This is a genomic window from Corynebacterium sp. ACRPO, from assembly GCF_022347205.1.
In the GTDB taxonomy this organism is placed as follows: Bacteria; Actinomycetota; Actinomycetes; order Mycobacteriales; family Mycobacteriaceae; genus Corynebacterium.
The window spans coordinates 117,770-140,960 of sequence record NZ_JAKRNE010000002.1 but is presented as its reverse complement, the minus strand read 5'-3'; the positions used below and the strand labels follow the sequence as shown (position 1 = coordinate 140,960).

The 23,191-nt window shown below is 61.6% G+C and carries 24 protein-coding genes; 10 read left to right on the top strand and 14 right to left on the bottom strand.

The window, feature by feature from the left end; genetic code table 11:
- The 4 genes from MHY22_RS02320 to dapE are packed head-to-tail and all read right to left on the bottom strand — an operon-like array spanning window position 1 to window position 3,403.
- A complete protein-coding gene (locus MHY22_RS02320) occupies window positions 1–723 on the bottom strand; it encodes a glucosyl-3-phosphoglycerate synthase (RefSeq protein WP_239277890.1) in 723 nt (240 codons plus the stop codon).
- Window positions 720–1,532, bottom strand: a complete 813-nt coding sequence (gene folP / locus MHY22_RS02315; protein WP_200435252.1) for a dihydropteroate synthase — start codon at window positions 1,530–1,532, stop codon at window positions 720–722. Before folP ends, MHY22_RS02320 begins: the two co-directional genes overlap by 4 nt.
- Before the next feature lie 14 nt (window positions 1,533–1,546).
- Window positions 1,547–2,311, bottom strand: coding sequence for a TIGR00730 family Rossman fold protein (locus MHY22_RS02310; protein WP_198492838.1), 765 nt, complete (start codon window positions 2,309–2,311; stop codon window positions 1,547–1,549).
- Between the two features lie 3 nt (window positions 2,312–2,314).
- Window positions 2,315–3,403: a succinyl-diaminopimelate desuccinylase gene (gene dapE, locus MHY22_RS02305; RefSeq protein ID WP_239277889.1), complete on the bottom strand. Its 1,089-nt coding sequence runs from the start codon at window positions 3,401–3,403 to the stop codon at window positions 2,315–2,317.
- A gap of 89 nt (window positions 3,404–3,492) precedes the next feature.
- On the opposite strand from dapE, the gene MHY22_RS02300 reads away from it, so the two are divergent.
- The 6 genes from MHY22_RS02300 (at window position 3,493) to MHY22_RS02275 (ending at window position 9,150) form a co-directional block, all read left to right on the top strand.
- Window positions 3,493–4,851: an amino acid permease gene (locus tag MHY22_RS02300; protein WP_239277888.1), complete on the top strand. Its 1,359-nt coding sequence runs from the start codon at window positions 3,493–3,495 to the stop codon at window positions 4,849–4,851.
- Between the two features lie 17 nt (window positions 4,852–4,868).
- Window positions 4,869–5,840, top strand: a complete 972-nt coding sequence (gene dapD / locus MHY22_RS02295; protein WP_239277886.1) for a 2,3,4,5-tetrahydropyridine-2,6-dicarboxylate N-succinyltransferase — start codon at window positions 4,869–4,871, stop codon at window positions 5,838–5,840.
- A gap of 99 nt (window positions 5,841–5,939) precedes the next feature.
- Window positions 5,940–7,271, top strand: coding sequence for an amino acid permease (locus tag MHY22_RS02290; protein WP_239278030.1), 1,332 nt, complete (start codon window positions 5,940–5,942; stop codon window positions 7,269–7,271).
- A gap of 279 nt (window positions 7,272–7,550) precedes the next feature.
- Window positions 7,551–8,411, top strand: coding sequence for a type IV toxin-antitoxin system AbiEi family antitoxin domain-containing protein (locus tag MHY22_RS02285; RefSeq protein WP_370658825.1), 861 nt, complete (start codon window positions 7,551–7,553; stop codon window positions 8,409–8,411).
- Window positions 8,412–8,465: 54 nt separating this feature from the next.
- A complete protein-coding gene (locus MHY22_RS02280; protein ID WP_225747157.1) occupies window positions 8,466–8,675 on the top strand; it encodes a helix-turn-helix transcriptional regulator in 210 nt (69 codons plus the stop codon).
- Entirely contained in the window at window positions 8,668–9,150 is a 483-nt protein-coding gene (locus MHY22_RS02275) for a transcriptional regulator (protein WP_150851695.1), read from the top strand. The genes MHY22_RS02280 and MHY22_RS02275 overlap by 8 nt, the downstream gene beginning before the upstream one ends.
- A gap of 198 nt (window positions 9,151–9,348) precedes the next feature.
- Here the strand turns inward: MHY22_RS02275 and MHY22_RS02270 are convergent, their stop codons facing one another.
- Genes MHY22_RS02270 through MHY22_RS02240 form a run of 7 tightly spaced genes read right to left on the bottom strand, consistent with a single transcriptional unit; the run spans window position 9,349 to window position 15,111 of the window.
- Window positions 9,349–9,912 carry a GtrA family protein gene (locus MHY22_RS02270; RefSeq protein WP_239277884.1) on the bottom strand — a complete coding sequence of 188 codons (564 nt, stop codon included), beginning with the start codon at window positions 9,910–9,912 and terminating at the stop codon, window positions 9,349–9,351.
- A gap of 30 nt (window positions 9,913–9,942) precedes the next feature.
- Window positions 9,943–10,818, bottom strand: coding sequence for a pseudouridine synthase (locus MHY22_RS02265; RefSeq protein WP_239277883.1), 876 nt, complete (start codon window positions 10,816–10,818; stop codon window positions 9,943–9,945).
- A complete protein-coding gene (dapC, locus tag MHY22_RS02260; RefSeq protein WP_239277882.1) occupies window positions 10,775–11,863 on the bottom strand; it encodes a succinyldiaminopimelate transaminase in 1,089 nt (362 codons plus the stop codon). Before dapC ends, MHY22_RS02265 begins: the two co-directional genes overlap by 44 nt.
- 3 nt (window positions 11,864–11,866) lie before the next feature.
- On the bottom strand, window positions 11,867–12,190 hold the full coding sequence (fdxA, locus tag MHY22_RS02255; protein ID WP_005327491.1) for a ferredoxin: 324 nt from the start codon (window positions 12,188–12,190) through the stop codon (window positions 11,867–11,869).
- A gap of 53 nt (window positions 12,191–12,243) precedes the next feature.
- The gene (locus tag MHY22_RS02250; RefSeq protein WP_225747161.1) at window positions 12,244–12,621 is read right to left on the bottom strand and encodes a hypothetical protein; all 378 of its coding nucleotides are present in this window, start codon (window positions 12,619–12,621) and stop codon (window positions 12,244–12,246) included.
- A complete protein-coding gene (locus MHY22_RS02245; protein ID WP_239277881.1) occupies window positions 12,621–13,490 on the bottom strand; it encodes a PIG-L family deacetylase in 870 nt (289 codons plus the stop codon). The genes MHY22_RS02250 and MHY22_RS02245 overlap by 1 nt, the downstream gene beginning before the upstream one ends.
- Window positions 13,480–15,111 carry an ABC transporter family substrate-binding protein gene (locus tag MHY22_RS02240; RefSeq protein ID WP_239277880.1) on the bottom strand — a complete coding sequence of 544 codons (1,632 nt, stop codon included), beginning with the start codon at window positions 15,109–15,111 and terminating at the stop codon, window positions 13,480–13,482. The genes MHY22_RS02245 and MHY22_RS02240 overlap by 11 nt, the downstream gene beginning before the upstream one ends.
- Window positions 15,112–15,200: 89 nt before the next feature.
- Between MHY22_RS02240 and MHY22_RS02235 the strand changes: the two genes are divergently transcribed.
- Window positions 15,201–15,863 (top strand): GPP34 family phosphoprotein, encoded by a 663-nt coding sequence (locus MHY22_RS02235; protein WP_239277879.1) that lies wholly within the window; start codon window positions 15,201–15,203, stop codon window positions 15,861–15,863.
- 11 nt (window positions 15,864–15,874) lie between these two features.
- Here the strand turns inward: MHY22_RS02235 and typA are convergent, their stop codons facing one another.
- Complete coding sequence (gene typA, locus MHY22_RS02230; RefSeq protein ID WP_239277877.1) at window positions 15,875–17,785, bottom strand: translational GTPase TypA; 1,911 nt, start codon at window positions 17,783–17,785, stop codon at window positions 15,875–15,877.
- Between the two features lie 227 nt (window positions 17,786–18,012).
- Between typA and MHY22_RS02225 the strand changes: the two genes are divergently transcribed.
- Genes MHY22_RS02225 through MHY22_RS02215 form a run of 3 tightly spaced genes read left to right on the top strand, consistent with a single transcriptional unit; the run spans window position 18,013 to window position 20,277 of the window.
- Entirely contained in the window at window positions 18,013–18,789 is a 777-nt protein-coding gene (locus tag MHY22_RS02225; RefSeq protein WP_005323559.1) for a hypothetical protein, read from the top strand.
- Window positions 18,790–19,326 carry a DUF402 domain-containing protein gene (locus tag MHY22_RS02220; RefSeq protein WP_005323560.1) on the top strand — a complete coding sequence of 179 codons (537 nt, stop codon included), beginning with the start codon at window positions 18,790–18,792 and terminating at the stop codon, window positions 19,324–19,326.
- 3 nt (window positions 19,327–19,329) lie between these two features.
- Window positions 19,330–20,277, top strand: a complete 948-nt coding sequence (locus MHY22_RS02215) for a DUF808 domain-containing protein (protein WP_005327478.1) — start codon at window positions 19,330–19,332, stop codon at window positions 20,275–20,277.
- 27 nt (window positions 20,278–20,304) lie between these two features.
- On the opposite strand, the gene zupT is transcribed toward MHY22_RS02215, so the two are convergent.
- Window positions 20,305–21,102 carry a zinc transporter ZupT gene (zupT, locus tag MHY22_RS02210; protein ID WP_049377962.1) on the bottom strand — a complete coding sequence of 266 codons (798 nt, stop codon included), beginning with the start codon at window positions 21,100–21,102 and terminating at the stop codon, window positions 20,305–20,307.
- Window positions 21,103–21,136: 34 nt separating this feature from the next.
- Window positions 21,137–23,002, bottom strand: coding sequence for a BCCT family transporter (locus tag MHY22_RS02205; RefSeq protein WP_239277875.1), 1,866 nt, complete (start codon window positions 23,000–23,002; stop codon window positions 21,137–21,139).
- Window positions 23,003–23,191: the final 189 nt, after the last annotated feature.

The following is a 23,191-nucleotide window of genomic DNA, read 5'->3' as shown; positions in this document are numbered from 1 at the left end:
TTAAACCTTACCTTTTAGCGGCGGGCGTTGAGCAACGGGCGCGATGACCCCGGCGCGGGCGAGCAGCGTGCGCGCGACTACCTCTGCCATCGGTGCCAGCTCGTGCAGCGGCCGGTTGCGGTGTACCCGCGTGCCCAGGTCTACCTGTGCGATTGTGCCCCGCTTGCCGACGTCCACCATTAGCCCCGCTTCCACCCCATAGCCCTCCACGAAGGGCAGTTCTAGGGCGGTGGCGCGGCGTAGGGCGTATTCGCCGCCGAGGGGCTGATCAATGTGGGCGAGCTCGGGAAAGAACTGCTTGATGAGCGGCTTGGCGGTCAGTTCGGTCACGCGGCCACCGCCGGTGGGCTGGCCGTTGAGGCTGCGGCGGTAGCGGGCTTTGACCATCTCCACCGCTGGGTCGGCGAAGGGCGCGACCAAGGCCGAGACCATGCCGGGTGCGGCGGATTCAAGGTCAGCGTCGACAAACACGACGATGTCTCCCTTCGCCGCGGCAACCCCGCGCCAGAGGGATTCGCCCTTCCCGGGGCGCGGTTCCTCTGGAAGGATATCGCGCCAATTGTGCACGTCCGCTCCGGCGGCGGCAGCGCGGGAGGCGGTGGCGTCGGTGGAGTCGGCGTCGATGACAAGCACCTCAAACGGTTCATCGGCGAGGCAGGCGCGCACGACGTCCGCGATGGTGCCCTCCTCGTTGAGCGCTGGAATGATTACAGAGACGCTCATGCAAGGCCTCGCGTGGTTGCTAGCGGGGCTACCTCGCCTTGGATGGCGGCGGTCATGCGTATGACATCGGCGGTCTCGGCCACCTCGTGCACGCGAAAGGCGGCCACGCCGCGGGCCGCGGACCACGCGGTGGCGGCCAGGGTGCCGGCCACGCGCTCTCCTACCCCGCGGTCGAGTGTCTCGCCCACGAAGTCTTTATTGGATAGCGCCATGAGCACCGGCCAACCGGTGGCCACGACCTCGTCGATACGCCGCAGGAGCTCGAGCCCGTGAAAGGTGTTCTTGCCAAAGTCATGCGTCGGATCGATGAAGGTCAGGTCCTCCGGGCAGCCGAGGGAGGCGGCGCGCTCGGCCAGTTGGGTGGTTTCCGCGATGACATCGGCCACCACGTCGTCGAAGTGGACGCGATGCGGCCGGGTGCGCGGGGTGATGCCGCCGGTGTGCGAACACACGTATCCCACGCGGTGGTGGCCGGCGACCTCGATGAGCTCGGGGTCCCAACCGGCCCAGGTGTCATTGACCAGGCCGGCGCCGGCTGCGATGGCGGCCTCAGCCACCTCGCTGCGCCAGGTATCGACGGAGATGAGTACATCCGGGTGGCGCTCGTGCACCTTCTCGATGGTCGGCACCACGCGGTCGATTTCCTCCGCCGCGTCCACGGCCTTGCCGGGGCCAGCCTTCACGCCGCCAATATCGACGATCGACGCACCGGCCGCGATCACCTCATCACAACGGCGCAGCGCCGGGTCAAGGTCAAAGGTTGCGCCCTTGTCATAGAAGGAATCCGGGGTGCGATTGACAATCGCCATCACACGCGCGAGGCTCAACGCGGCTCCCTGATGCGCTTATCGCTCATGACTTGGTGGCGCTGGATGATGTGGGAGAGGGCCTCATCGGGGTCGTCGGTAAGCAGGAAAAGCTCCCGGTCGCCCTCGTTGATATAGCCGCTGGCTGCGAGCGTATTGTCCATCCACTCCAGCAGGCCGGACCAGTATTCGGTGCCCATGAGCACGATGGGGTAATTGGTCACCTTGCCGGTCTGCACCATGCACATGACCTCGAAGAACTCATCCATCGTGCCCATGCCACCAGGCAGGCAAATGAAGGCCTGCGAGTACTTCAAGAACATGGTCTTGCGGGCAAAGAAGTAGCGGAAATTCAGGCCCAGGTCCACATACTCATTAAGCCCCTGCTCGTGGGGAAGCTCGATGCCCAAGCCCACGGAGAGCCCGCCGGCCTCGTGGGCGCCGCGGTTAGCTGCCTCCATGATGCCGGGGCCGCCACCGGTGATGACGGCATAGGAGTGCTCGGCGAGCTTGCGGCCGACCTCGACGCCCAACTGGTAGCTCGCATCCTCCGGCGTGGTGCGTGCGGAGCCGAAGACGGTAACGGCCTTCGGCAGCTTGGAGAGCGCATCGAAGCCAGCGACGAACTCGCCTTGGATGCGCAGGACTCGCCAGGGATCGGCATGCTGCCACTCATGGTCCGCGCCGGACTCCAAGAGCCGTTGGTCAAAGGTGGAGGCCTGTTCGCCTTCGGTGCGCAGCAACATCGGGCCGCGCAGGGTGCGCATCTGCTCAGGGGTCATGGTCTATCCCTTCAGGTAGTTCAAGAGGGCGGTGGATACTTCAGTGATCTGCGCGGTGGGGACCTGCTCGTCCTTCTTATGCGCGAACCCAGGGTCGCCGGCGCCGAAGTTTACGGCCGGGGTGCCCATTTCGGAGAAGCGGGCGACGTCGGTCCAGCCGTACTTGGCGCGGACGTTGCCCCCGACGGCGTCGATAAGAGCCTTGGCCGCTGGCTGGCCCAAACCGGGCTGGGCGGCGGGGGCGATGTCATCGATTTCGATGGTGACATCTTCTTCCTCGCCGATGATGGACTTCATGTACTCCAGCGCCTCGTCGCTCGTGCGGTCCGGCGCGAAGCGGAAGTTCACAAACATCCATGCCTCATCCGGCAGCGTATTGGTGGCCACGCCCGACTCGAGGTGGACGATGTTGAGGCCCTCGCGGTAGGTGCAGCCATCGATGGTGACATCGCGGGACTCATAGGCGGCGATACGGGTCATGATGGGCGCAAGCTTGTGCGCAGCGTTGGATCCGAGCCAGGCGCGGGCCGAGTGCGCGCGGGTGCCGTGGGCGGTAACGCGCAGGCGGATGGAGCCCTGACAGCCGGCCTCCACCATGGCACCGGAGGGCTCGCCCAGCAGCGCGAAGTCGCCCTCGAGCCACTCCGGGTGGTCTTTTTGCAGGTGGCCCAAACCATTAAATTCAGTGGCTACTTCTTCGCCCTCGTAGGCGATGACGGTGAGGTCATGCTTGAGCTCGTCCGCTTCGTGCAGCTGGGCAAAGGCATTGAGGTAGACGGCCATGCCGGACTTCATGTCCACAGTGCCGCAGCCCCACATAATCTCTACCCCGTCTTCAGAGGTTTCCATGTGATGCGGTACATTTTCTGCCAACGGAACGGTATCGATGTGGCCGGCGAGCACCACGCGGGAATCTAGTCCGCGGTTCGTGCGGGCGCACACGGTATTTCCGTAGCGGGCAACCTCGACGTCCAATCCGCGCAGCGCTTCTTCGATGGCGTCTGCGATGGCCTCCTCATGGTGGGAGGGGCTCGGAATATCCACGAGCGCCTTGGTTAGTTCGATGGGGTCTGCATATAGATCTAAAGTCACAAAGCGCCATGCTAGCGCTCCGCGCAGCTCACCGCATTGTGTAAAGTTCACTTCACTGCAAATAATTCGTCCTCCCTAAGGTGATAACAATGGCCGAAGCCACTCAATTGAAATCCCGTCATCTCACGATGATGGGCCTTGGCTCTGCCGTAGGCGCCGGTCTCTTCCTCGGCGTGGGCCTCGGCATCCAGATTTCCGGCACCTCCGTGCTCATCTCCTATGCCGTGGCCGGCGCGCTCATCGCACTGGTGATGTGGATGCTTGGTGAGATGGCCGCCGCCCGCCCCTCTTTGGGGTCATTTTCTACCTACGCCGGCCAGGCCTTCGGTCACTGGGCGCGCTTTACCATGGGGTGGATTTACTGGTTCATGCTGATCATGGTCATGGGTGCCGAAATCACCGGCGCGGCCGCCATCATTTCCAACTGGTTCGATATTGCCCCGTGGATTCCAGCGTTTATTGCTGTGGCCTTCTTCGCGGTGGTCAACTTCGCGGCCGTGGGCGGTTTTGGTGAGTTCGAGTTCTGGTTCGCCATCATCAAGGTCGGAGTCATCGTCGCCTTCCTCGTCATCGGCGCACTTATGGCGCTGGGCATCCTGCCGGGCATGGATGTCTCCTTGGCCGGTAGCAACTTCACCGATAATTTCCTGCCCAATGGCATGCCTGGATTCGCCGCCGGATTGCTGGCCGTCGCCTTTGCCTTTGGCGGCATCGAGCTGGTGACCATCGCGGCGGCCGAGTCCGAGGATCCGGCACACAACGTCGCCACCGCGGTGCGCGCCATCATCGTACGCATCATGATTTTCTACATCGGCTCCATTGTGGTGATCACCATGGCGCTGCCGTTTAGCTCCATCCAGGACGCCGATGTCGCGGCCGATTCCCCCTTCACCCTGGTGCTCGCGGCCGCCAAGATTCCCTTCGCGGCCGGCTTCATGGAAGCGATTATCGCCCTAGCACTGCTGTCTGCCTTCAACGCGCAGATTTACGCCACCTCCCGCTTGGTCTTTGATATGGCCAAGGACCACTGCGCCCCGGGATTCTTCCTCAAGCAAAACCGCGCCGGCTCCCCCATCAACGCAGTCATGTTGTCCATGGTCTTCGCCTTCGCTTCGGTGGGTCTACAGTTCTGGAACCCGCCGGGACTCCTGGCATTCCTCTTCAACGCGGTCGGAGGGTGCTTGCTAGTCATCTGGGCCTTCATCGTCGCGTCCTTTATCAAGTTGCACCCCGTGCTACGAAAGAACGGCGAGCTGACCGAGATCCACGTACCCGGCTTCCCCTGGCTACCCTGGATCACGGCCGCCGCCCTGGGCGGACTAACCCTGCTGATGCTCTTTGATCCGGCCGCGCGCAACCAGGTCATCTCGGTGCTCATCCTGGCCGCGGTGCTCGTCATCTTGTCTTTCGTGCTTCCCACCGGCCAGCGCGCGGAGGCGCGGAAGTAGTTGCTAAGCTAGCGGGCATGACTTCTGCATCCGCACGCGGCCTAGCAACCATTACCCATGACGGCACCGTCTTGGACGTATGGTTCCCGGCCGTATACACCGATAAGAACGTAGAGACCACCGAGACCAAGCGCTTGGAGGAGGTCCCCCAGCAGTTCTCCGCACTGGCAGGCCCGGACGAGGAGCGCGGCGTGGCCCGCGTTGCCGTTGAGACCTCCATCAAGGATCTCGATGACGCCCCCGTCGATACCTACGATGCTTACCTGCGCCTGCACCTCCTGTCTCACCGCGCCGTCAAGCCGCACGGCCTGAATATGGATGGCATCTTCGGCCACCTCAATAATGTGGTCTGGACCAACTACGGTCCGTGCGCTGTGTCCGATTTCCAGATGGTGCGCGGCCGCCTGGCCTCCCGCGGCCCGGTCGTTGTCTACTCCGTGGACAAGTTCCCCCGCATGGTGGACTACGTTGTGCCGTCCGGCGTCCGCATTGGTGACGCAGACCGAGTGCGCCTGGGCGCCCACTTGGCTGAGGGCACTACCGTTATGCACGAGGGCTTCGTCAACTTCAACGCCGGCACCCTGGGTGCCTCCATGGTGGAGGGCCGCATCTCCGCGGGCGTTGTCGTGGGCGATGGCTCCGATATCGGCGGCGGCGCGTCCATCATGGGCACCCTATCCGGCGGCGGCAAGGAGGTCATCTCCATCGGCGAGCGCTGCCTCCTCGGCGCCAACTCCGGCATCGGCATTTCGCTTGGCGACGACGCCGTGGTCGAAGCCGGCCTCTACGTCACCGCCGGCACCAAGGTAACCGTCTTTGGCAAGGTCGCGGAAGCACTGGGCGTCGACAATGGCGAGAACGTCAAGGGTTCTCAGCTCTCCGGCGCCTCCGGCATGCTGCTGCGCCGCAACTCCGTCTCCGGTGCGGTTGAGGCCGTGGAGTGGAAGGCCGAGGCCGTCGCGCTTAACGACGAGCTGCACAAGAATTAACACCCCCGATTCCTATCGCCCAATCGGGCAAAATAAGATGGAGGGGTGACTGATAACTCCTCCACCCTCGGTTCTGGCCTGAAGGTCCGCCACCTGACCATGATGGGGCTAGGCTCCACCATCGGTGCCGGACTTTTCTTGGGCACCGGCGTCGGCATTTCCGCCGCCGGCCCCGCCGTGCTCCTTGCCTACGTCATCGCTGGCTTTCTGGCCATTTTGGTGATGCAGATGCTGGGCGAGATGGGCACCGTTATCCCCGCCTCCGGCTCCTTTTCCGAATACGCCGAACACGGCATCGGCCGCTGGGCGGGCTTTACCCAGGGCTGGATCTATTGGCTAGCCACCGTCGCCGTGCTCGGCGCCGAAATCACCGGCGCGGCCGGCTTCATTGGCTCTTGGTTCAACGTCTCGCCGTGGATCCCCGCCGCCATGTGCGTGGTCCTCTTCGGCGTCGTCAACCTGCTGCGCGTGCGCAGCTTCGGCGAATTCGAGTACTGGTTCGCCCTCATCAAGGTCGTTGTCATCGTGGCCTTCCTCATCATCGGCGCGCTGCTCATCCTGGGTCTCCTGCCCGGCCATTCCTTCATCGGCACCTCCGTCTTCCTAGAGGACGGCTTTATGCCCAACGGTCTCGGCGGCGTCGCGGCCGGCCTGCTCGCAGTAGCCTTCGCCTTCGGCGGCATCGAGGTGGTTGCCATCGCTTCTGCCGAATCCGAGGACCCAGAGAAGTCCCTGGTCAACGCCGTGCGCTCCACCATCTTGCGCATCTCCGTGTTCTACTTGGGCTCCGTCCTCGTCATCACGTTCCTCTTGCCCTATTCCATCCTGGGCGGTGCCTCCACGGCCGCGGAATCCCCCTTCACCATGGTTCTCGAACGCGCCGGCATCCCGGGCGCGGCCGGCATCATGGAAGTTGTCATCGTCCTCGCGTTACTCTCCGCCTTCAACTCGCAGATTTACGCCTCTTCCCGCATGATGCATTCGCTTGCCTCCCGCGGCGAGGCCCCGCGCATCTTCACCACCACTAATAAGGACGGCGTGCCCACCACCGCCATCGCCCTCTCCGTCCTCCTCTCAGCCGTCATGGTCGTGCTCAACTACGCCGATACCGGCTGGCTCCTTACTTTCATGCTCAACGCCGCCGGCGCCTCCCTGCTCATCGTCTGGGTTTTCATCGCCGTCAGCCAGCTGCGCCTGCGCCGCCAACTCGAGGCCCTCCATCCCCTCCCCATCCGCATGTGGGGCTTCCCCTACCTCACCTGGTTCGCCCTCGCCCTCTTTGCAGCCATCGCGGTGCTCATGCTTACCGACGCCACCGCCCGCACCCAACTCCTCTCCGCCGCCGCCATGTTCGCGGTGCTCGCCATCGCCGGCGTCATCAATTCCAAGGTTCGCGGCATCAACCCAACCTCGACGCTGCCCCTCACCTAGCCCCTCGGCCACTCCCCGCCCTTCGCGCTCACCGGCACGAGGCTGGGTCTCTCTTTTCGCCCCCTCGTGAGCGCCAAGGGCGAGCTTTCCCACGCCCCTTCCGCCGCGCTCACGGGGAGCACAAATCAGGGCAGCCCGGGGCCGCCGGTGAGCGCGAAGGGCAGTTATCCACAGCCATCCGGACCACGCAGCGGAAAATCGCCCCCGAACCCCGGGTTATCCACAGGATGCTGCGACGCGCATAGCTACAGCTCAACACGACCGCATAGTTTAAGCCCCATGGGGGAATGGACTACCGCAGAACTACGCGGGCAAGGCTTGAGCAAGGATGCAATTCGTCGCAAGGTGCGCGAGGGGAAGCTCTTTCGCGTGCATCGGGGGATTTATACCGATGAATGGACGCCCTGGGCGGTGGCGCGGGCGCTGGCGCATGGGCTCAGCCGCATCCATTTCACGGGAAAGACGGCGCAGGAGATTTACCTCGGCCGGCAGCTGTCGTTTCCTCTGGAAGCGGAGGGACCGCGCACTTTGAAGGGGAAGAACTTTCGCGTTTCACACTCGCGGCTTCGGGCTACACACAAGGTCAACGGCCTTCCGGTGGTGCAACCGTTGTGGGCCGCGCGTAGGATTTCGCGTGCGTGCAGGCCTCTTTTGGAAGAACATTACCGAGGAAAGCACGGACCCGGCCGTCTAGAAAAGGACCGTCGGCGAATGCGGCGCGTCCCGAGGTCCCTAAAGGAGACGATTCGGCACGCTGCGATTGGAGCGGATAGCCCACCGGAGCGCACTTTAAGCAGAAAGCTGCGCACTGAAGGAATTCTCCCAGAACACAATGCTCTCATTGCGGGGTACCGCTTTGATCTCAGGATTGGAAGGCTCCTTGTAGAAGTCGATGGCTGGGAATACCACAAGCACAGCGTGGCCTTTCAAGCCGACCGGTCCAAACAAAACGCGGCCGTCGCCCACGGATATACGGTCTTGCGCTTTACTGCCGACGACATCAACTACCACCTCAGCGAAGCCATCCTGCTCATCAAAGCCACTCTTGAGGTGCTCAAAGGCCGCAACCCTGAGCTTCCGACCTCAGCAACCCAGCCTTATTGGAAGTGGCATCTATGCGTGAGACATTTGCCCCAATGACAACTTTCCTTTACATTAGGACATGTAAGCAAAACACACAGTAAAGGAGACCAGATGGCCGACCACCCCAACATGGTCCGCAAATGGCGCCGCTGGCTCGAATTATCACAAGCCGAACTCGCTGAAAAAGCCGGCGTCTCCCGCCAGACCATCGCCAATATCGAACGAGGCAATTACTCCCCTTCCGTGCACCTCGCGCTGGACATTTGCCACGAACTAGGAAAAACCGTCGAAGAAATCTTTGGAGCCGAACAACATGATTAACGCCATTGCCAACTACTCCCTCAATGAAATCGAGCGCGCCACTCGCGATGAATTCGAACGCGACACGCTCTATAAAGCCTGCGCAATTGGCATCACTCTCATCCCATTCCTCGAGCTCGTCGTCGCCGCAATCCTCGCCTGGGTCCTCCCCGGCCGAATGAGCATGCTGTGCTTCCTCGCGCTCGTACCATCCATCCTCGGCAATTCCATCGGCACCGCGTGGATGCGCCAACGCGTCGCCACCCCACCAGTGGGCCGAAATTGGACCGCAATGGCCGTCTACTTCATCCCGCTCATTGCCATGTTCGCCGGCATTGCCTATAACGCCTACGCGCCTGCCGACGGCCACAGCCCCGCCTCTTACCTCCTCGGCACCGCCGTCGGTGTTATCGCCGTCCTCATCCTCACCCCCTTCATTCGTCGCCGCCAGCACCGTCGCGACCAGGCTCGCCTCGATGCCGAGCTCGAAGACTAATCCCCCTCCCGCCCCTACCCTTCACCCGCCCTTCGCGCTCACCGCGGACGGCGGGTCCTCTCGTTTTCACCCCCGCCGTGAGCGCGACGGTAGGTTCCTCCCCTTTGCCGCTCACCGAGAGCAAGAAAAAGCCCCACCACCGTGCGCTGGTGAGCGCGAGGGGCGATGGGGTGGGGCGAAGCTTGACAGAGGGCCAGGCTAGGCAGGCTCGGTTTCGTGAATTACCTGCGGCGTCTTCGGCTTCGAGCGGAAGGTCCACAGCTTATTCAAAATGAAATTGATCGGCATGGCAACAATGATGGAAATTGCCGATGCCCAGTACACCTTTGTACGCAGACCGGTTGAATCATCCAGAATGTCTGAAGGCAAATGCAACGGCGAAGTCGGGTTCATCAACAATGTCGCCACGACTTGGCTTACGAAGAAAGCTCCAACGCCAGCGAGCAGGAATGGGAAGAAGCCACGCAGCCAGGACACTTTCGTGACTGAGCGGAAGGTCCACATTCGGTTGAGTTGGTAGTTCCAAGTGTTCGCGACCAAGAAGGCGATAGTCAGGAACACGTGATACCAGCGGATATGAAAAACAGAACCAAAGAGGTTGATAAATGGATCGTCCGCATCAATGCCGCCGGACCACCAAGTAATCTTTCTGCACAAGTAAACTACGAAAAGATTGACAACGGTTCCGGAACCGCCGACGATGCCGAATTTGAGAAACTGCCCAAAATTGGACACAAAGCGCGCGACGCTGAGGTCTGCCATGGGCCGCCTTTCTAGCCAGTGATTTAATAACTACTCGATTGTAGTTCTTAAGGCCTGGGAACTGAAAAATTGACGCTCGGAATGTGATAGAGGATCTATAAAAGTTATAGCCTCGTGGAGCAGGGCGAGCGGGGTTCGGAAGTCATAGAGGTCGAGCTTGCGCGGGGTGGGATAGGTATCGTCGCCGAGCAGCGGGTGGCCGAGGTGATTGAGCAGCACCCGCAGCTGGTGGGTATGGCCGGTGCGCGGCCACATGGTCACCTTCCGGCCGGCGGCGCGCACATACGTGGAGGTGGGCGCGCCTTCGGGGGCCACGAGCACTTGGCGCGACCCGCGGGGCTTGTGCATGCGCAGGTCAATTTCTCGGTCCACGAAAAGCGGCTGCTTGACGATGCCCCGATACCTCTTCACCGCACTCCCCTCCAGGAAGATGCGCTGATAGGCGGCGCGGGTTTCGGGATTGCGGGAGCAGATAACGAGGCCAGCGGTCAGGCGGTCTAGGCGGTGCAGGGGCACGATGTCGTCCTCGCCAAAGTCCACGCGCAGGCGGGTTTGCAGCGTTTCGCGCTGGAGGCGGCCGTTGGTGGTCGTGGGCAGGAAGTGCGGCTTATCGGCCACGATGAGGTCGCGGTCGACGTGGACCACGGAGTAGTCGAAAGGAATCGGGCGCTCCGGAGGAACGGAGGGGTGGTACCAAGCGGGCACGGGGTGCGGGAGCGCGGCGCCGGACGGCAGCACGGTGCCGGGCGAAAAGGGAGAGTCGCCGGCACGGGCGGCAAAGTACTCCCCTTCTTCCGGAACGCGGCCGCGCAGGACCGTTTTGCGCGGCGAAATGCCCGCGCGGCTGGGAGGCCTGCCGGAATTAGGCACCGGCGAGGCGGTCGACGGCGGCATCGATGCGCTCATCGGTGCCATTGAGGCCGATGCGCACGTGCTTCTCGCCCGCTGGGCCGTAAAAGTCACCCGGAGCCGCGAGGATGCCCCGCTCAGCAAGCCAGTCGATGGTATCGCGGCAATTCTCGCCGCGGGTGGCCCACAGGTACATGCCGGCATCGGAGTGATCGATGGTAAAGCCGGCGTCGACAAGCGCGTGCATGAGCACCGCACGGCGGGAAGCGTAGCGGTTGCGCTGGAGCGCCTCGGTGTCGTCATCGTTTAGCGCGGCGACCATGGCGGCCTGGATGGGACCTGGAACGATGAGGCCGGCGTGCTTGCGCAGCTGGAGCAGCTCAGCGATGAGCTCGTTATCGCCCGCGAAGAAGCCGGCGCGGTAGGAGGCCATATTCGCGGTCTTAGACAACGAATGCATGGCGATGAGCCCAGTGTTATCTCCATCGGTCACGCGCGGATCGAGGATGGATACCGGCGGATTATCGTCGTTCCAGCCCAGGCTCATATAGCACTCATCGGAGGCGATGATGGCGCCGGTCTCCCGCGCCCACGCCACGATGCGGCGCAGTTCCTCCACGCCGAGGACGCGGCCGGTGGGATTGGACGGCGAGTTCAAAAAGACCAGGGAGGCATCCTGGAAATCGGAATCCGCGCGCAGCGGCGTGGCGCCGGCGAGCAGGGCGCCCACCTCATAGGTGGGATAGGCCACCGAGGGGAAAGCGACGGTCTCACCGCGCATGCCCAGAAGCGTGGGCAGCCAGGCGATGGCCTCCTTGGTGCCGACCACCGGCAGGACGCGGTCAACCTGCATATTATAGCGGCGGGTGAGCGCGGCGGCGATGGCCTCGCGCAGCTCTGGGGTGCCGGCGGTCTGCGGGTAACCAGGGTTCTGCGCGGCTGCGGTCAACGCGAGCTGCACGCCTGGGGACACAGGGTCAACGGGGTTGCCCACCGAGAGGTCAACGATTCCACCCCGGTAGGCCTGGGCTTTCTTCTTGGCGCCAGCCAGCGAATCCCAGGGGAAGTCTGGAAGCGTCTTTCCTAGCGGTGTGCGTGCCATGTCTTACTCCTGATTCTGTGGCGGAAGCGCGGCAATCATCGGGACGTCAAAGTCCTGTGGGCCGAGGGCCGCCGCGCCGCCTGGGGAGCCCAGGTCATCGAAGAAGGCTGCGTTGGCGTCGTTGTAGTCCAGCCACTCATCGGGAACGTCATCCTCGTAGAAGATGGCCTCGACCGGGCAAGCTGGCTCGCAGGCGCCGCAGTCCACGCACTCATCTGGGTGGATGTAGAGCATGCGCTTGCCCTCGTAGATGCAGTCAACAGGGCATTCCTCAACGCAGCCGCGGTCCATTACGTCAACGCAAGGCTGTGCGATCGTATAAGTCATGGAGATTCCTTGAAGCTTCCTGATTTCTCGGATTTGGGATGTTTAACAGTATGTCACTTCTGCTTGAAAAATGGCCAAACGCCCCCGCCTATCCCGGCCAAAAGCAGGAGCAGGCTGAGAATATTATTGGCCAAGAGCATGTCTCCTGTCATCGGCACGAGGAGCATGAAGGCGAAAAAGCCCAGGCACCAGACGATGAGCGGGATGGCGCCGACCGCCGGCGCGGGACTCCATAGCCGGGCAGTGCGGGTAAGCACGGAATTAAACCACCACGCAAGCAGGATGGTGATGGGAAAGGCCACGCTCGCCCCATTGGATAGCGGAATTCGCGCGGTGAGGTAGATGACCTCGAGGAAGACCGATAGCAACGCGCCGATGGCCAGCCACACTAGGCCGGTGACCTGCTCGCCGCGACTAAAATCCGTGCGCATTACAGGCCGCCCAGCAGGTCATCGGCCGGCTCACCCTGTCCCAGCTGGAAGTACTCGGCGCGCAGCAGGGGCATGACCAGCAGATTGGATAGTCCATAGGCCCCGGGCACCTGCTCGGGTTCGTGCAGCGCGGCCACGGCGGCCTCGGGGTTGGTGCGGGTGGTGGAGCCATCGGCCACCCAGATTTGGGAGGCGTGGGCGCGCATGGCGCAGCGCTTGGCGTCAAGGGCGGCGTCGGAAAGAGCGACGGTGACATCGGCGCCCTCGTTGGTGAAATTGTCTAGGTACTCCTGGCTGGGCTTGGTCCACCCGGCCGGCGCATCCAGGGTGTCCAAGCCGGCATAGTTGGCGGCGCGTTCAAAAATGCCGTACCAAATGCGCGTGCTTGGCGCAGCCGCCTTCATCACCGCCTCATGCACCGCAATGTGGTCCGGGTGCCCGTAGCCGCCATCGGGCCCGTAGGTGAGGATGGCGTGGGGCTGGATGGCTTCGAGCTCGTCGCTGAGAAACTCGGCGGCCTCCTCGATGCGATTGACCAACGCACGGGGGTTATCGTGCGAGGGAGAACCCGCCATGCCAGAGTCGCGGAAATGCCCGAATCCGCCCAATTGAACTCCCTTGACGCCCAGCGCATCGAGGGCATTGGCCAATTCGCGGGCGCGGAAACCGCCGAGCTGATCATGATCGGCCAGGCCTTGGTAAGGCTCGCCGATGACCTCGCCATCCTCGCCCAAGGTAAACGTAATGACGGAAACTTCGGCGCCGCGTGCGGCTAGAGTGGCCAGGGTGCCACCCATAAAGAGGGTTTCATCATCCGGGTGGGCGTGCACTGCCACCACGCGGTAGCCGGTTAAGTCCTTAGTCTTCATCTATCCTCCAGCGGGGCGCGGTGATAAGACCCTCGTCCCAATCATCAATGCTCTGGCCGGGGCCTACAATACCCTGCCCGAGCGCGTGGATACGCGTCTCATCCACCAAAGGCACGTAGAGGGCCTCCTTAGAGTTCACATCTCGAATGCGTCCGAGCGCTTCCTTCGGGCTCATGGCGCCGGACAAAATCTCCTCGCGAATCTCATCCGCGTTCTCCGGACAGATTCCGGACAGGTCGCCGGCGAGCGGCTGTTTGTCATCGCAGCTGAAGATATTCGCCGCGGACACCGAGTTCAGGGAGATATCCTCCCAGGTCACTACCGCATCCACCTCGCCTTCGGGCAGGAGCTTGGAGGTGATCGTGGTCAGGCGCTCGGACACCACCTCGGCGGTGATCCCGTGGGCTTCGAGGACGTCATAAAGCGTATTGGCCGCTGCCAAGGCGGTGGGGCTGGTGGGGTCTACCGCAAAGCGAATCGGCTTCTTACTAGCGCGGGTGCGCAGCGCAGTGAGATCCGTGTCCTTACTTATAGGGTTATTCCCCGGTTCAAGGTTGGATGCGCGGCCGGTGGCCAAGCGCGCGACCTGGTCCGTATCAATCAGCGAGGCCAATCCGCGGCGCGCTGCCCTTTCTTCTAATGCTCCAACCGCGGTGGACATATGCAGGCGCAGTTGGCGCGGGCGGGTCAGTGCTTTATCGGACACATGCCCTAAAAGGCTCAGTGCCTCCTGTGAGGTTTGATCCGGGGTAAAGTCCGCGAAACCAATCTGCCCGGAGCGCAGCATATTGAGCGCCTGGGTGCTATCGCGTACCTCGCGCAGCTGAATGACGTCCACCTGGGCCGGATTAGCGCCCCAGAAGCGGTCGTTTCGGTTCAAGGTAATAACTCCGCGGCTGCGGTCCACGCTATCGACGAGGAAGCGCCCGGCCGATGCCGGAATCTTATCGGCTAAAGCAGAGCCAAAGTTATCGTCCTGCAGCAGGTGGGAAGGCAACAAATTGTGGAAAAGCAAGTGCCAATCTTTCACCTTCTGGGAAAAGTCCACGGTTACTACGCGGCCGCCATCGGAGGTATTGACGGCCGATATGGCGTGGTAGCCGGCGGGATCGCGCACACCAGCGGTGGTGGTCATCTGCTTCCACAGGTAGCTAAAGTCCGCGCCGGAAATGGGTGTGCCATCGGACCATTGCGCGGGCGAGGCAATGACGTAGCGCACTCGCTGCGCCACGCCCTTAGGCGCGGTGACCTCAGAGGCGGATTCGAGGATATCGGCGTCCCTTCGCCCGTTGTGGAACGCCGAGGGAAGAACTAGTTCTGCAATCTGGTCGACCAGCTCGGAGTTATTGGCCACCAAGTGCGGGTTCAATCCCGCACGCAGAGGGTCCACACCCACCGAGATGGTGGGGCGCTTGGCGGAGTCGGCATCCTGCGGCTGCTCTTCTTCCGGGGTAGCCGTGGTCGTGGTCTGCTCTTCTTGCAGCGCGGAGGCATTGTCCTCCACCACCGGTGGTGGGCCGGGGTTAGCCGCGCAGGCGCTAAGTATTGCAATACTGGCGGTGCTGAGTACCGCTGCGATTGCCGACGCCGCGCGCCTTGGTGAAGCCGGATTCTTTTTCATCGCGGACTACTTTAGTCCCTCTACCCCGCCGAAACGAAGATTTTTGGCGCTAGACTTGGCCACAGACCGCAACTATTAAGGAGACCCCAATGCTCATCTGCCAAGAAATGTTTCTTCTACTGACCAAGGACAACGGCAAGAAGGAAGACTGGGTGTCCAATAATGAGGCCGCTCTGCGCGCCACCGTACTCGCGGACCTGCTACTGGGCGGGCTCGTAGAGCTCGGTGAGAAAAAGAAGGTAGAGACTACTCCACAGCGCCCGGAGCACCCCGTCTTGGCATGGGCTTGGGAAGAGCTGCAGCAGCACAAGGCCACCAGCATGCAGAGCCTCTTGGAGGCTTCGTGGTTTACCCCGCGGGAAATCATCGCCTTGGATTTCCACGCGAATGGACAGCTCGATGTGGAAAAGGCCAAGTGGTGGCAGATTAGCGGCGACCGCTACATCATGACGGACCTGGAGCTGGAAAAGGAACTGCGCGAACGGTTGGTTGCAGTCCTGGAGGCGCAGCGACCAGCCACGGTCAATGACGTCATCATCCTGGATATCCTCCGCGAGGTCAGCGGCGCCTATACCCTGCTGAAAAACGACGCGGAGGGAATGAAGCGCCGCGAGATGCGGGCACGCATTCAGGAGATCAAAGAAGAGGTCGAGTACGACAAAACCGCCTCCTCTGCGGTCAAGGCCGTAGTTGAGGAGGCGGCAGCGGTTGCGGCGATGGTGGCCACGACAGCGGCAATCACCACCACCTAGGGTGCGGCTTTTTACTTATTCATCTGCTTCTTGCGAGCAGCAGCACGCTTGCGGTCGGTAGCGGAAAGCTCCACCTTGCGCACGCGAAGGACGTCCGGGGCAACCTCGACGCACTCGTCGTTGCCACAGAATTCCAGCGCCTCTTCCAGGGAGAGGGTGTGTGCCTTAGCAAGGGTGACAGTGGCATCCGCGGTGGCGGAGCGCATATTGGTTAGCTTCTTTTCCTTGGTGATGTTGATGTCAATATCCTCATCGCGGTTATTTGCACCAACGACCATGCCCTCATAAGCCTCAGCGCCTGGCTCGACGAAGAAGTTACCGCGGTCAGCCAGCTGCATCAGCGCGTACTGGGTGATCTGGCCGGTGCGGTCAGCCACCAGGGAACCGGTTGGGCGGGACTTGATCTCGCCGGCCCAGACATCCAGGCCGTCAGAAATGGAGTTTGCGATGCCGGCACCGCGGGTCTCCGTCATGAACTGGGTGCGGAAGCCGATGAGGCCGCGGGCAGGAACACGGAAGATCATGCGTACCCAGTCGCCCTCGCGCACGTCCATGGCCTGCATCTGGCCCTTGCGGGAGGCCAGCAGCTGGGTGATAGCACCCTGGTGCTCGGACGGGGCGTCAATGGTGAGGATCTCGTATGGCTCGTAGGTCTTGCCGTCGATTTCCTTGGTCACAACCTGCGGCTTGCCGATGGTCAGCTCAAAGCCCTCGCGGCGCATGGACTCGATGAGCACGGACAGTGCCATCTCGCCACGGCCCTGGACCTCCCAAGCATCGGGACGCTCGGTAGGCAGCACGCGCAGGGACACGTTACCGATAAGTTCCTGCTCCAGACGGGCCTTGACCATACGTGCGGTGAGCTTATCGCCGCCGCCCTGGCCTGCCATCGGGGAGGTATTAACGCCGATGGTCATGGAGATGGCCGGTTCATCCACGGTGATGCGCGGCAGGGCCTCTGGGTGCTCCGGATCGGCGATGGTGTCACCAATCATGACGTCAGAAATGCCGGAGATCGCCACGATGTCACCGGCGATGGCTTCCTCGGCCGGCTGACGCTCGAAGCCGACGGTGCGCAGCAGCTCGGCGACCTTTACGGTCTTGGTGTGCTGGTTGCCATCCTGGTCGTAGTGGATCCAGGCCACCTGCTGGCCCTTCTTGATGCGGCCGGCGTAGATACGCAGCAGCGCGATACGGCCCAGGAAGTCGGAGGCGTCCAGGTTGGTCACGTGCGCCTGCAGCGGGGCGTCGACGGTAGCGGAAGGCTCTGGGAGGACGTTGTAGATGACGTCGAAAAGCGGCTGCAGATCCTCGCCCTCAGGGACGTTGCCATCGCCTGGGTTCTCGGTGGAGGCAACGCCGGCGCGGCCGGAAGCGTAGAGAACCGGAAGGTCCAGCAGCTCCTCGGCGGCGGCCGCAGCTTCCTCGTCCTCCAGGCCGGCGGCGATTTCCAGCAGCAGGTCCTGAGACTCGGAGACAACTTCGTCAATGCGGGCATCCGGGCGGTCAGTCTTGTTCACGCAGATGATAACCGGCAGCTTGGCTTCCAGTGCCTTGGTAAGCACGAAGCGGGTCTGCGGCAGCGGGCCCTCGGAGGCATCGACGAGCAAGACAACGCCATCCACCATGGAAATACCGCGCTCAACCTCGCCACCGAAGTCGGCGTGGCCCGGGGTGTCGATGACGTTAATGATCAGGTCCTGGCCGTCCTTACCCAGGCCCTTGCGGTGAATGGCCGTGTTCTTGGCCAGAATGGTAATGCCGCGCTCGCGCTCCTGATCATTGGAGTCCATGACGCGGTCCGTGTGTTCACCGTGGTCACCAAAGGCGCCGGACTGCTCCAGCATGCCGTTGACCAGGGTGGTCTTGCCATGGTCAACGTGCGCGACGATGGCAACATTACGGAACTCGGTATTACTCACTAGTGGGTTTCTCCTTCGGAGGATCTACGGCGCTTGCGCGCGCGAAATTGATCTTGAACGAGCTCCCACGATACCCCCTTAAAGGGCCAAGTGCAGCATTGGGGATGGCTTTACCCCGTAACGCACCGTATAGAACGGGCGAAAAATCTTATAGATTGCGAATGCACTTGACACTCCCATAAGCATCACTATCGTTACTGTAGGTAATATTGTTACAAATGTGACTAATGGGGCTTGAACGCCCATCCCGAGACCGCACCCAAGGAATTGATAACGTGAGCCACGCCCGCACCACCTGGCGCCTGTCCAGCCGCACCGGTTATATCGCCGCTGCCACGGCCGCGCTCATCGGCCTCGCCTCTCCCCTCGTCGCCCCAGCGCAGGCTTCCGCACCGGATCTTTCTTCCTTGGTGCAGCAGGCATCCTCCCATAGCCCGCTGGACGAGCTCGGCCGCCCCAATCAGGAAACCCAGGACCGCATCCGCGCTTTTGCGGCACAACCTTGGATTCCCGAGGATGTTCGCAACGCCATCTTGTCGGGCCTCGCATTCTTCGCCGGCGGCGGCAATGGCAAGGGCGGCGTAGCCATGCCAGAGGGCAATAACCCGAACTTCCGCCAGTTCTACTGGCCCACAGTTTCCGCACACTGCATTGGCGGCACCAGCGATGCCATGGGCTCGGCCATCGCCGTTCCTGGCCCCACCGAAATGCCGGCACCGGGCGCAAAGCCTGGCGAAACCGTCTTCCTCTTCACCGCCCTCGGCACCCCACCGGCCGCACGCGAACAAGGCGGGATGAACGTGCAGTGGTTCAACCTTGACACCCTGCGCAGCGGCGTCACCCCACTGAATAACAACGGCATCAATCAAGACGGCCCTACCACCTTGTCCGGCACCGCCCAGACTGGCAAGGGCACCGTCATCGCACTGCTTTCTGGCGGCGTAAACACCCAGGAATCCCGCTGCAATTTCGCCCCAACCGCCGCCTTCCTTGAGGTGAAGTAGATGCCGGCGGATCTCCATCCGGTCAAGCGCGAGACCTTTAATACCGCCGAGTACACCAATACCGACCCCAAGGGTTTCCTGCGCGAGGTCGACACGTACACCGAGACGGATTTCGGCCTCTACATGGCTCGCGGCGCCGATCACCCGCGCTTTGGCTACCTGGAATCGTGGCTGCTGCCCGATCTCAACCTGCGTGCCAATATCTTCCATTTCCGCCCTGGTGTAGACGTCCACCAGGACTTCTATATTGATGTGGCCGAAATCCAACGCGATGGCGCGGTGTGGACCACCCGCGATCTTTATGTGGATCTTGTTGCCACGCGCGGCGAGCCCATTTCCGTGCTCGATATTGATGAACTCTCTGCCGCAACCTCCGCCGGTTTGATTTCCGCCGAGGACGCCGAGAAGGCGATCGACACCACACTTGCCGCGGTCGAGGGCATTACTCGCAGCGGTGATGATGCGATGGCTTGGCTGGCGCATCAGGGGATACACTTAACGTGGTCCGATAACATCACCTTAACCCCAGAAGGATAATTTATGGCCGGTGGCCTTTTTGCCCTGCTTGACGACGTCGCCCTGATCGCCCGCTCCGCTGCCTCTAGCGTTGACGATGTGGCCGCCCTTGCGGGCAAGACCTCCGTGAAGGCCGCAGGTGTGGTAGTCGATGATGCTGCCGTAACCCCACAATACGTGGAGGGAATTAAGCCCCAGCGCGAGTTGCCGATGATCTGGCGCATTACCAAGGGCTCGCTCATCAATAAGCTCGTAATCATCTTGCCCATCGCCATGATCCTCTCTTGGATCGCGCCGTGGGCGCTCACGCCCATCTTGATGTGCGGCGGTACCTATCTATGCTTTGAAGGCGCGGAAAAAATCCTGCATCACCTTCTTCCCCACCGAGAGAAGGAAACTGAATCAGTCCAGGAAAAGGGCGCAGACGCCGAAGATAGCTTGGTCAAGTCCGCTATCACCACGGATCTCATTTTGTCTGCCGAGATCATGGTCATTTCCTTGAATGAGGTCATCGACCAGCCATTCTGGATGCGCCTGGGTGCCCTCATCTTCGTCGGCATCTTGCTGACCCTGGGTGTCTACGGCGCCGTAGGCCTCTTGGTCAAGATGGACGATATTGGCATGGCCCTCAATAAGCGCCACAATGGCAACTCCACCATCGGCACCGCTCTGGTCAAGGGCATGCCGGTCGTACTCGATATCATCGGCGTCATCGGTACCGCCGCCATGCTGTGGGTAGGCGGCCACATCGTAGTCAAAGGCCTGCACGAATTCGGAATGGATCAGCCACACGAGTTCATTGCCTCCGTGACCGAAAATATTTCCAACGGAGCCCTGGCGTGGCTGGCAGATACCGGTATGTCCATGGTCTGCGGCCTGGTGCTTGGCACAGTGGTTGCCACCATCGTGATGGCGGTCAAGGCCTCCTTTGGCAAGACCTCGGCCACCTCCGCCCAGCCGGCGGAGGCTTAAAACGCCGTAGCCCGGCTGCATAGCCGGCTACATAAATAGCATCAGCGAAACCGCCATCACGGCCATGCCGGCAATCAAGCCGTAGATAGCGTGATGGTGCTCGCCGGTTTCCTCAGCAGTGGGTAATAGCTCATCCAGCGAGATGAAGACCATAATGCCGGCGATGGCGGCGAAGCTAATGCCCATCGTCGCCGGCCCAATAACCGGCAAGAGAAGGCCGAAGCCGATGAGCGCGCCGAGCGGCTCGGCCAGGCCAGACAAGGTGGCCCACCAAAAGGCCTTCTTGCGGGAGCCAGTGGCCTCGCGCAGCGGAACAGCCACCGCAATGCCTTCCGGGATATTGTGAATGGCGATGGCCACCGCCACCGGCACCGCAACTTCCTTAGAATCCAGGCCGGAAAGGAAGGTGGCAAACCCCTCGGGGAAATTGTGCAGGCCCAGCGCGCAGGCGGTAAATACGCCAGTTTTCATTAGCTTCTTGCGGCGGGCTTCTTCGGCCGTGGTGGCCGGCTCATGGGGATTAATCTCCTCCGGCACGAGCCGGTCAATGATGGCGATGACGGCGATGCCAGCAAAGAACGCCCCGACGGCGGCCCAGGTGCCGGTGGTTTCCTCGCCGAGGGCGTCGGAAAGCTGCGCAATGCCTTCCGGCAGGATCTCCATAAAGGAGACATACAGCATCACGCCGGCCGAAAGCCCCAGTGCAGCGGCCATAAAAGCCGGCCCCGGCTGGCGCCTTCCCACCGCCAAAGCGCCGCCAATCGAGGTCGATAGACCCGACAGCAGCACCAAGGCGAAGGCAAAGGCAAAGGTACTAAAAGTCATAGCTGGCACCCTACCAGCCAATAATTGTCAAGTATTAATTTTCTTCCTTATCTTCCGGTACCGGAGAGATGAACTCGCCATTCTTGATAGATGGATCGTTGTCCACATACTCGCCTGCCTCATAGTCATAGCCCACGGCGCGGCCCTCTTCGTCCGTGCGCGCGTACCAATCGGTCACCTCTGCTGCAGTGGAGTTAAAGTGCGCGCCCGTTGCGTAGTCGCCGTCTGTCGGCTCAATGGACAGGGCAAAGTTATCGCCATAATCGCGCACGCCCCGCACGATCGCATTAGAGACCGCTTCGTCCTCGTAGAAATGGCGGATGGAGGCAGGATCATGACGCAGCTCGCGCACCAACGCGATGCACATGAGCACGATGATGACCGCGAAAGGCAGGGCCGTCACCGTAATAAGGTTCTGCAGGCCCTGCAGCGCATTGCGGCCGCCGGCGAGCAAAATAACCACGGCAATGCCGGCCATGCATACCACCCAAAAGACCGTAACCACCGGGTTTGGCTTGGGGTTGCCGCGCTGGGTGAGCTGCGAGTTCACAATGGATGCGGAGTCAGCCGTGGTAATGAAGAAGACCACCAGCATGACGATGACGATGGGCGCCATCCACTCCGCTCCTGGGAAGTGATCCAAGACCTTGAAAAAGATGTCTTCTGCCGCCGGCATGGAATCAATGGTGCCATCTGGGGCGATATCGCCATCGCGGCGCTGCAGCCAAATGGTGGTGCCGCCCAGGATGGTAAAAGCGGCAACAATGATAGCCGAGGGAATAAGCAACACACCGAGCACGAACTGGCGGATGGTTCGCCCGCGGGAAATCTTGGCTACGAAGACGCCCACGAATGGCGACCAGGATACCCACCAAGCCCAGTAGAAGGTGGTCCAGGAGGACAGGAAGGCCACCATGTCTTCCCCCTCGCCCATGTTGGCCGAGAGCATCTGTGGCATTTCATCGAGATATTCAATCACTACGGCCGGCAGCATATTGGCCAAGAAGGCGGTCGGCCCCACGACGAAGAAGAACAAGGCCAGCGCCATGGCCAGCACCAGGTTGATATTGGAGAGCCACCGAATGCCCTTGGCCACGCCGGAGACAGCCGAGAAGATCGTTCCGATGGACAGCACTACGATGATTACCAGCGCCGCAGCATTGCCGGTGGTAGACCAACCGCTGACCAATTCCACGCCGCGACCGATCTGTAGCGCACCGATGCCCAGCGTGGCAGCGGTGCCAAAGAGCGTAGCAATAATAGCTAGGCCATCGATGATGCGCGCAGGCAGGGAATCAGAGGAGCGATTGCCAAAGAGCGGCATCAGGATGGAGCTCATCAGCGGCACACGGCCGCGGCGGAAGGACACGTAGGCCACGCATAGACCCACGATGGCATAAATCGCCCAGGCATTAAAGCCCCAGTGCATGGCGGCCTGCGCCATGGCCCCCAGCACCGCTTCATCGCTCGCGGCCTCATAGGCACCAGGGCGCGGCGAAAGGTAGTAGCTCAGCGGCTCGAAGGGGCCGAAGAAAATAATGCCGATGCCAATGCCGGCACCAAAGAGCATCGCCGCCCAGCTCACCGTGGAAAATTCCGGCTTCTCTCCATCTAGCCCGAGAGGGATTTTGCCGTACTTCGAAAATGCCAAGATGATGAGCAAAAACATCAGGAACGTCGCCAAGGCGGTAAAGATCCAGCCCAAGTTACGCATCACCCAATCGAGCGCTGTCGAAGAAGCATCGAAGACCTGCTCGGGTGCAATCACACCCCAGATTACGAAGGCGACGACCAGTCCGCCGACCACAAAGAGGATCGGTTTATCCACGCCGTACTTGACCTTCTGGTCCTCAATGGAGACGCCCGGTACCAGCGCGGGGTGGATATTATGCGGGTACATAATGTCCTTTAAGATGCGCTTGGCGTTGCGGGTGCGCTTTTTGCTTTCCTCCGAATTATTCACCCCACGCACAGGGCGGGGTGAGGAAGACGGTGAAGAAGAGATGGTTCTACTCCTATTCTGTTTTCCGGGTTTCACTTTTAAGAGAGCTGTCTACACATTAATAAAAACTCGCAGGATATAAAGCTG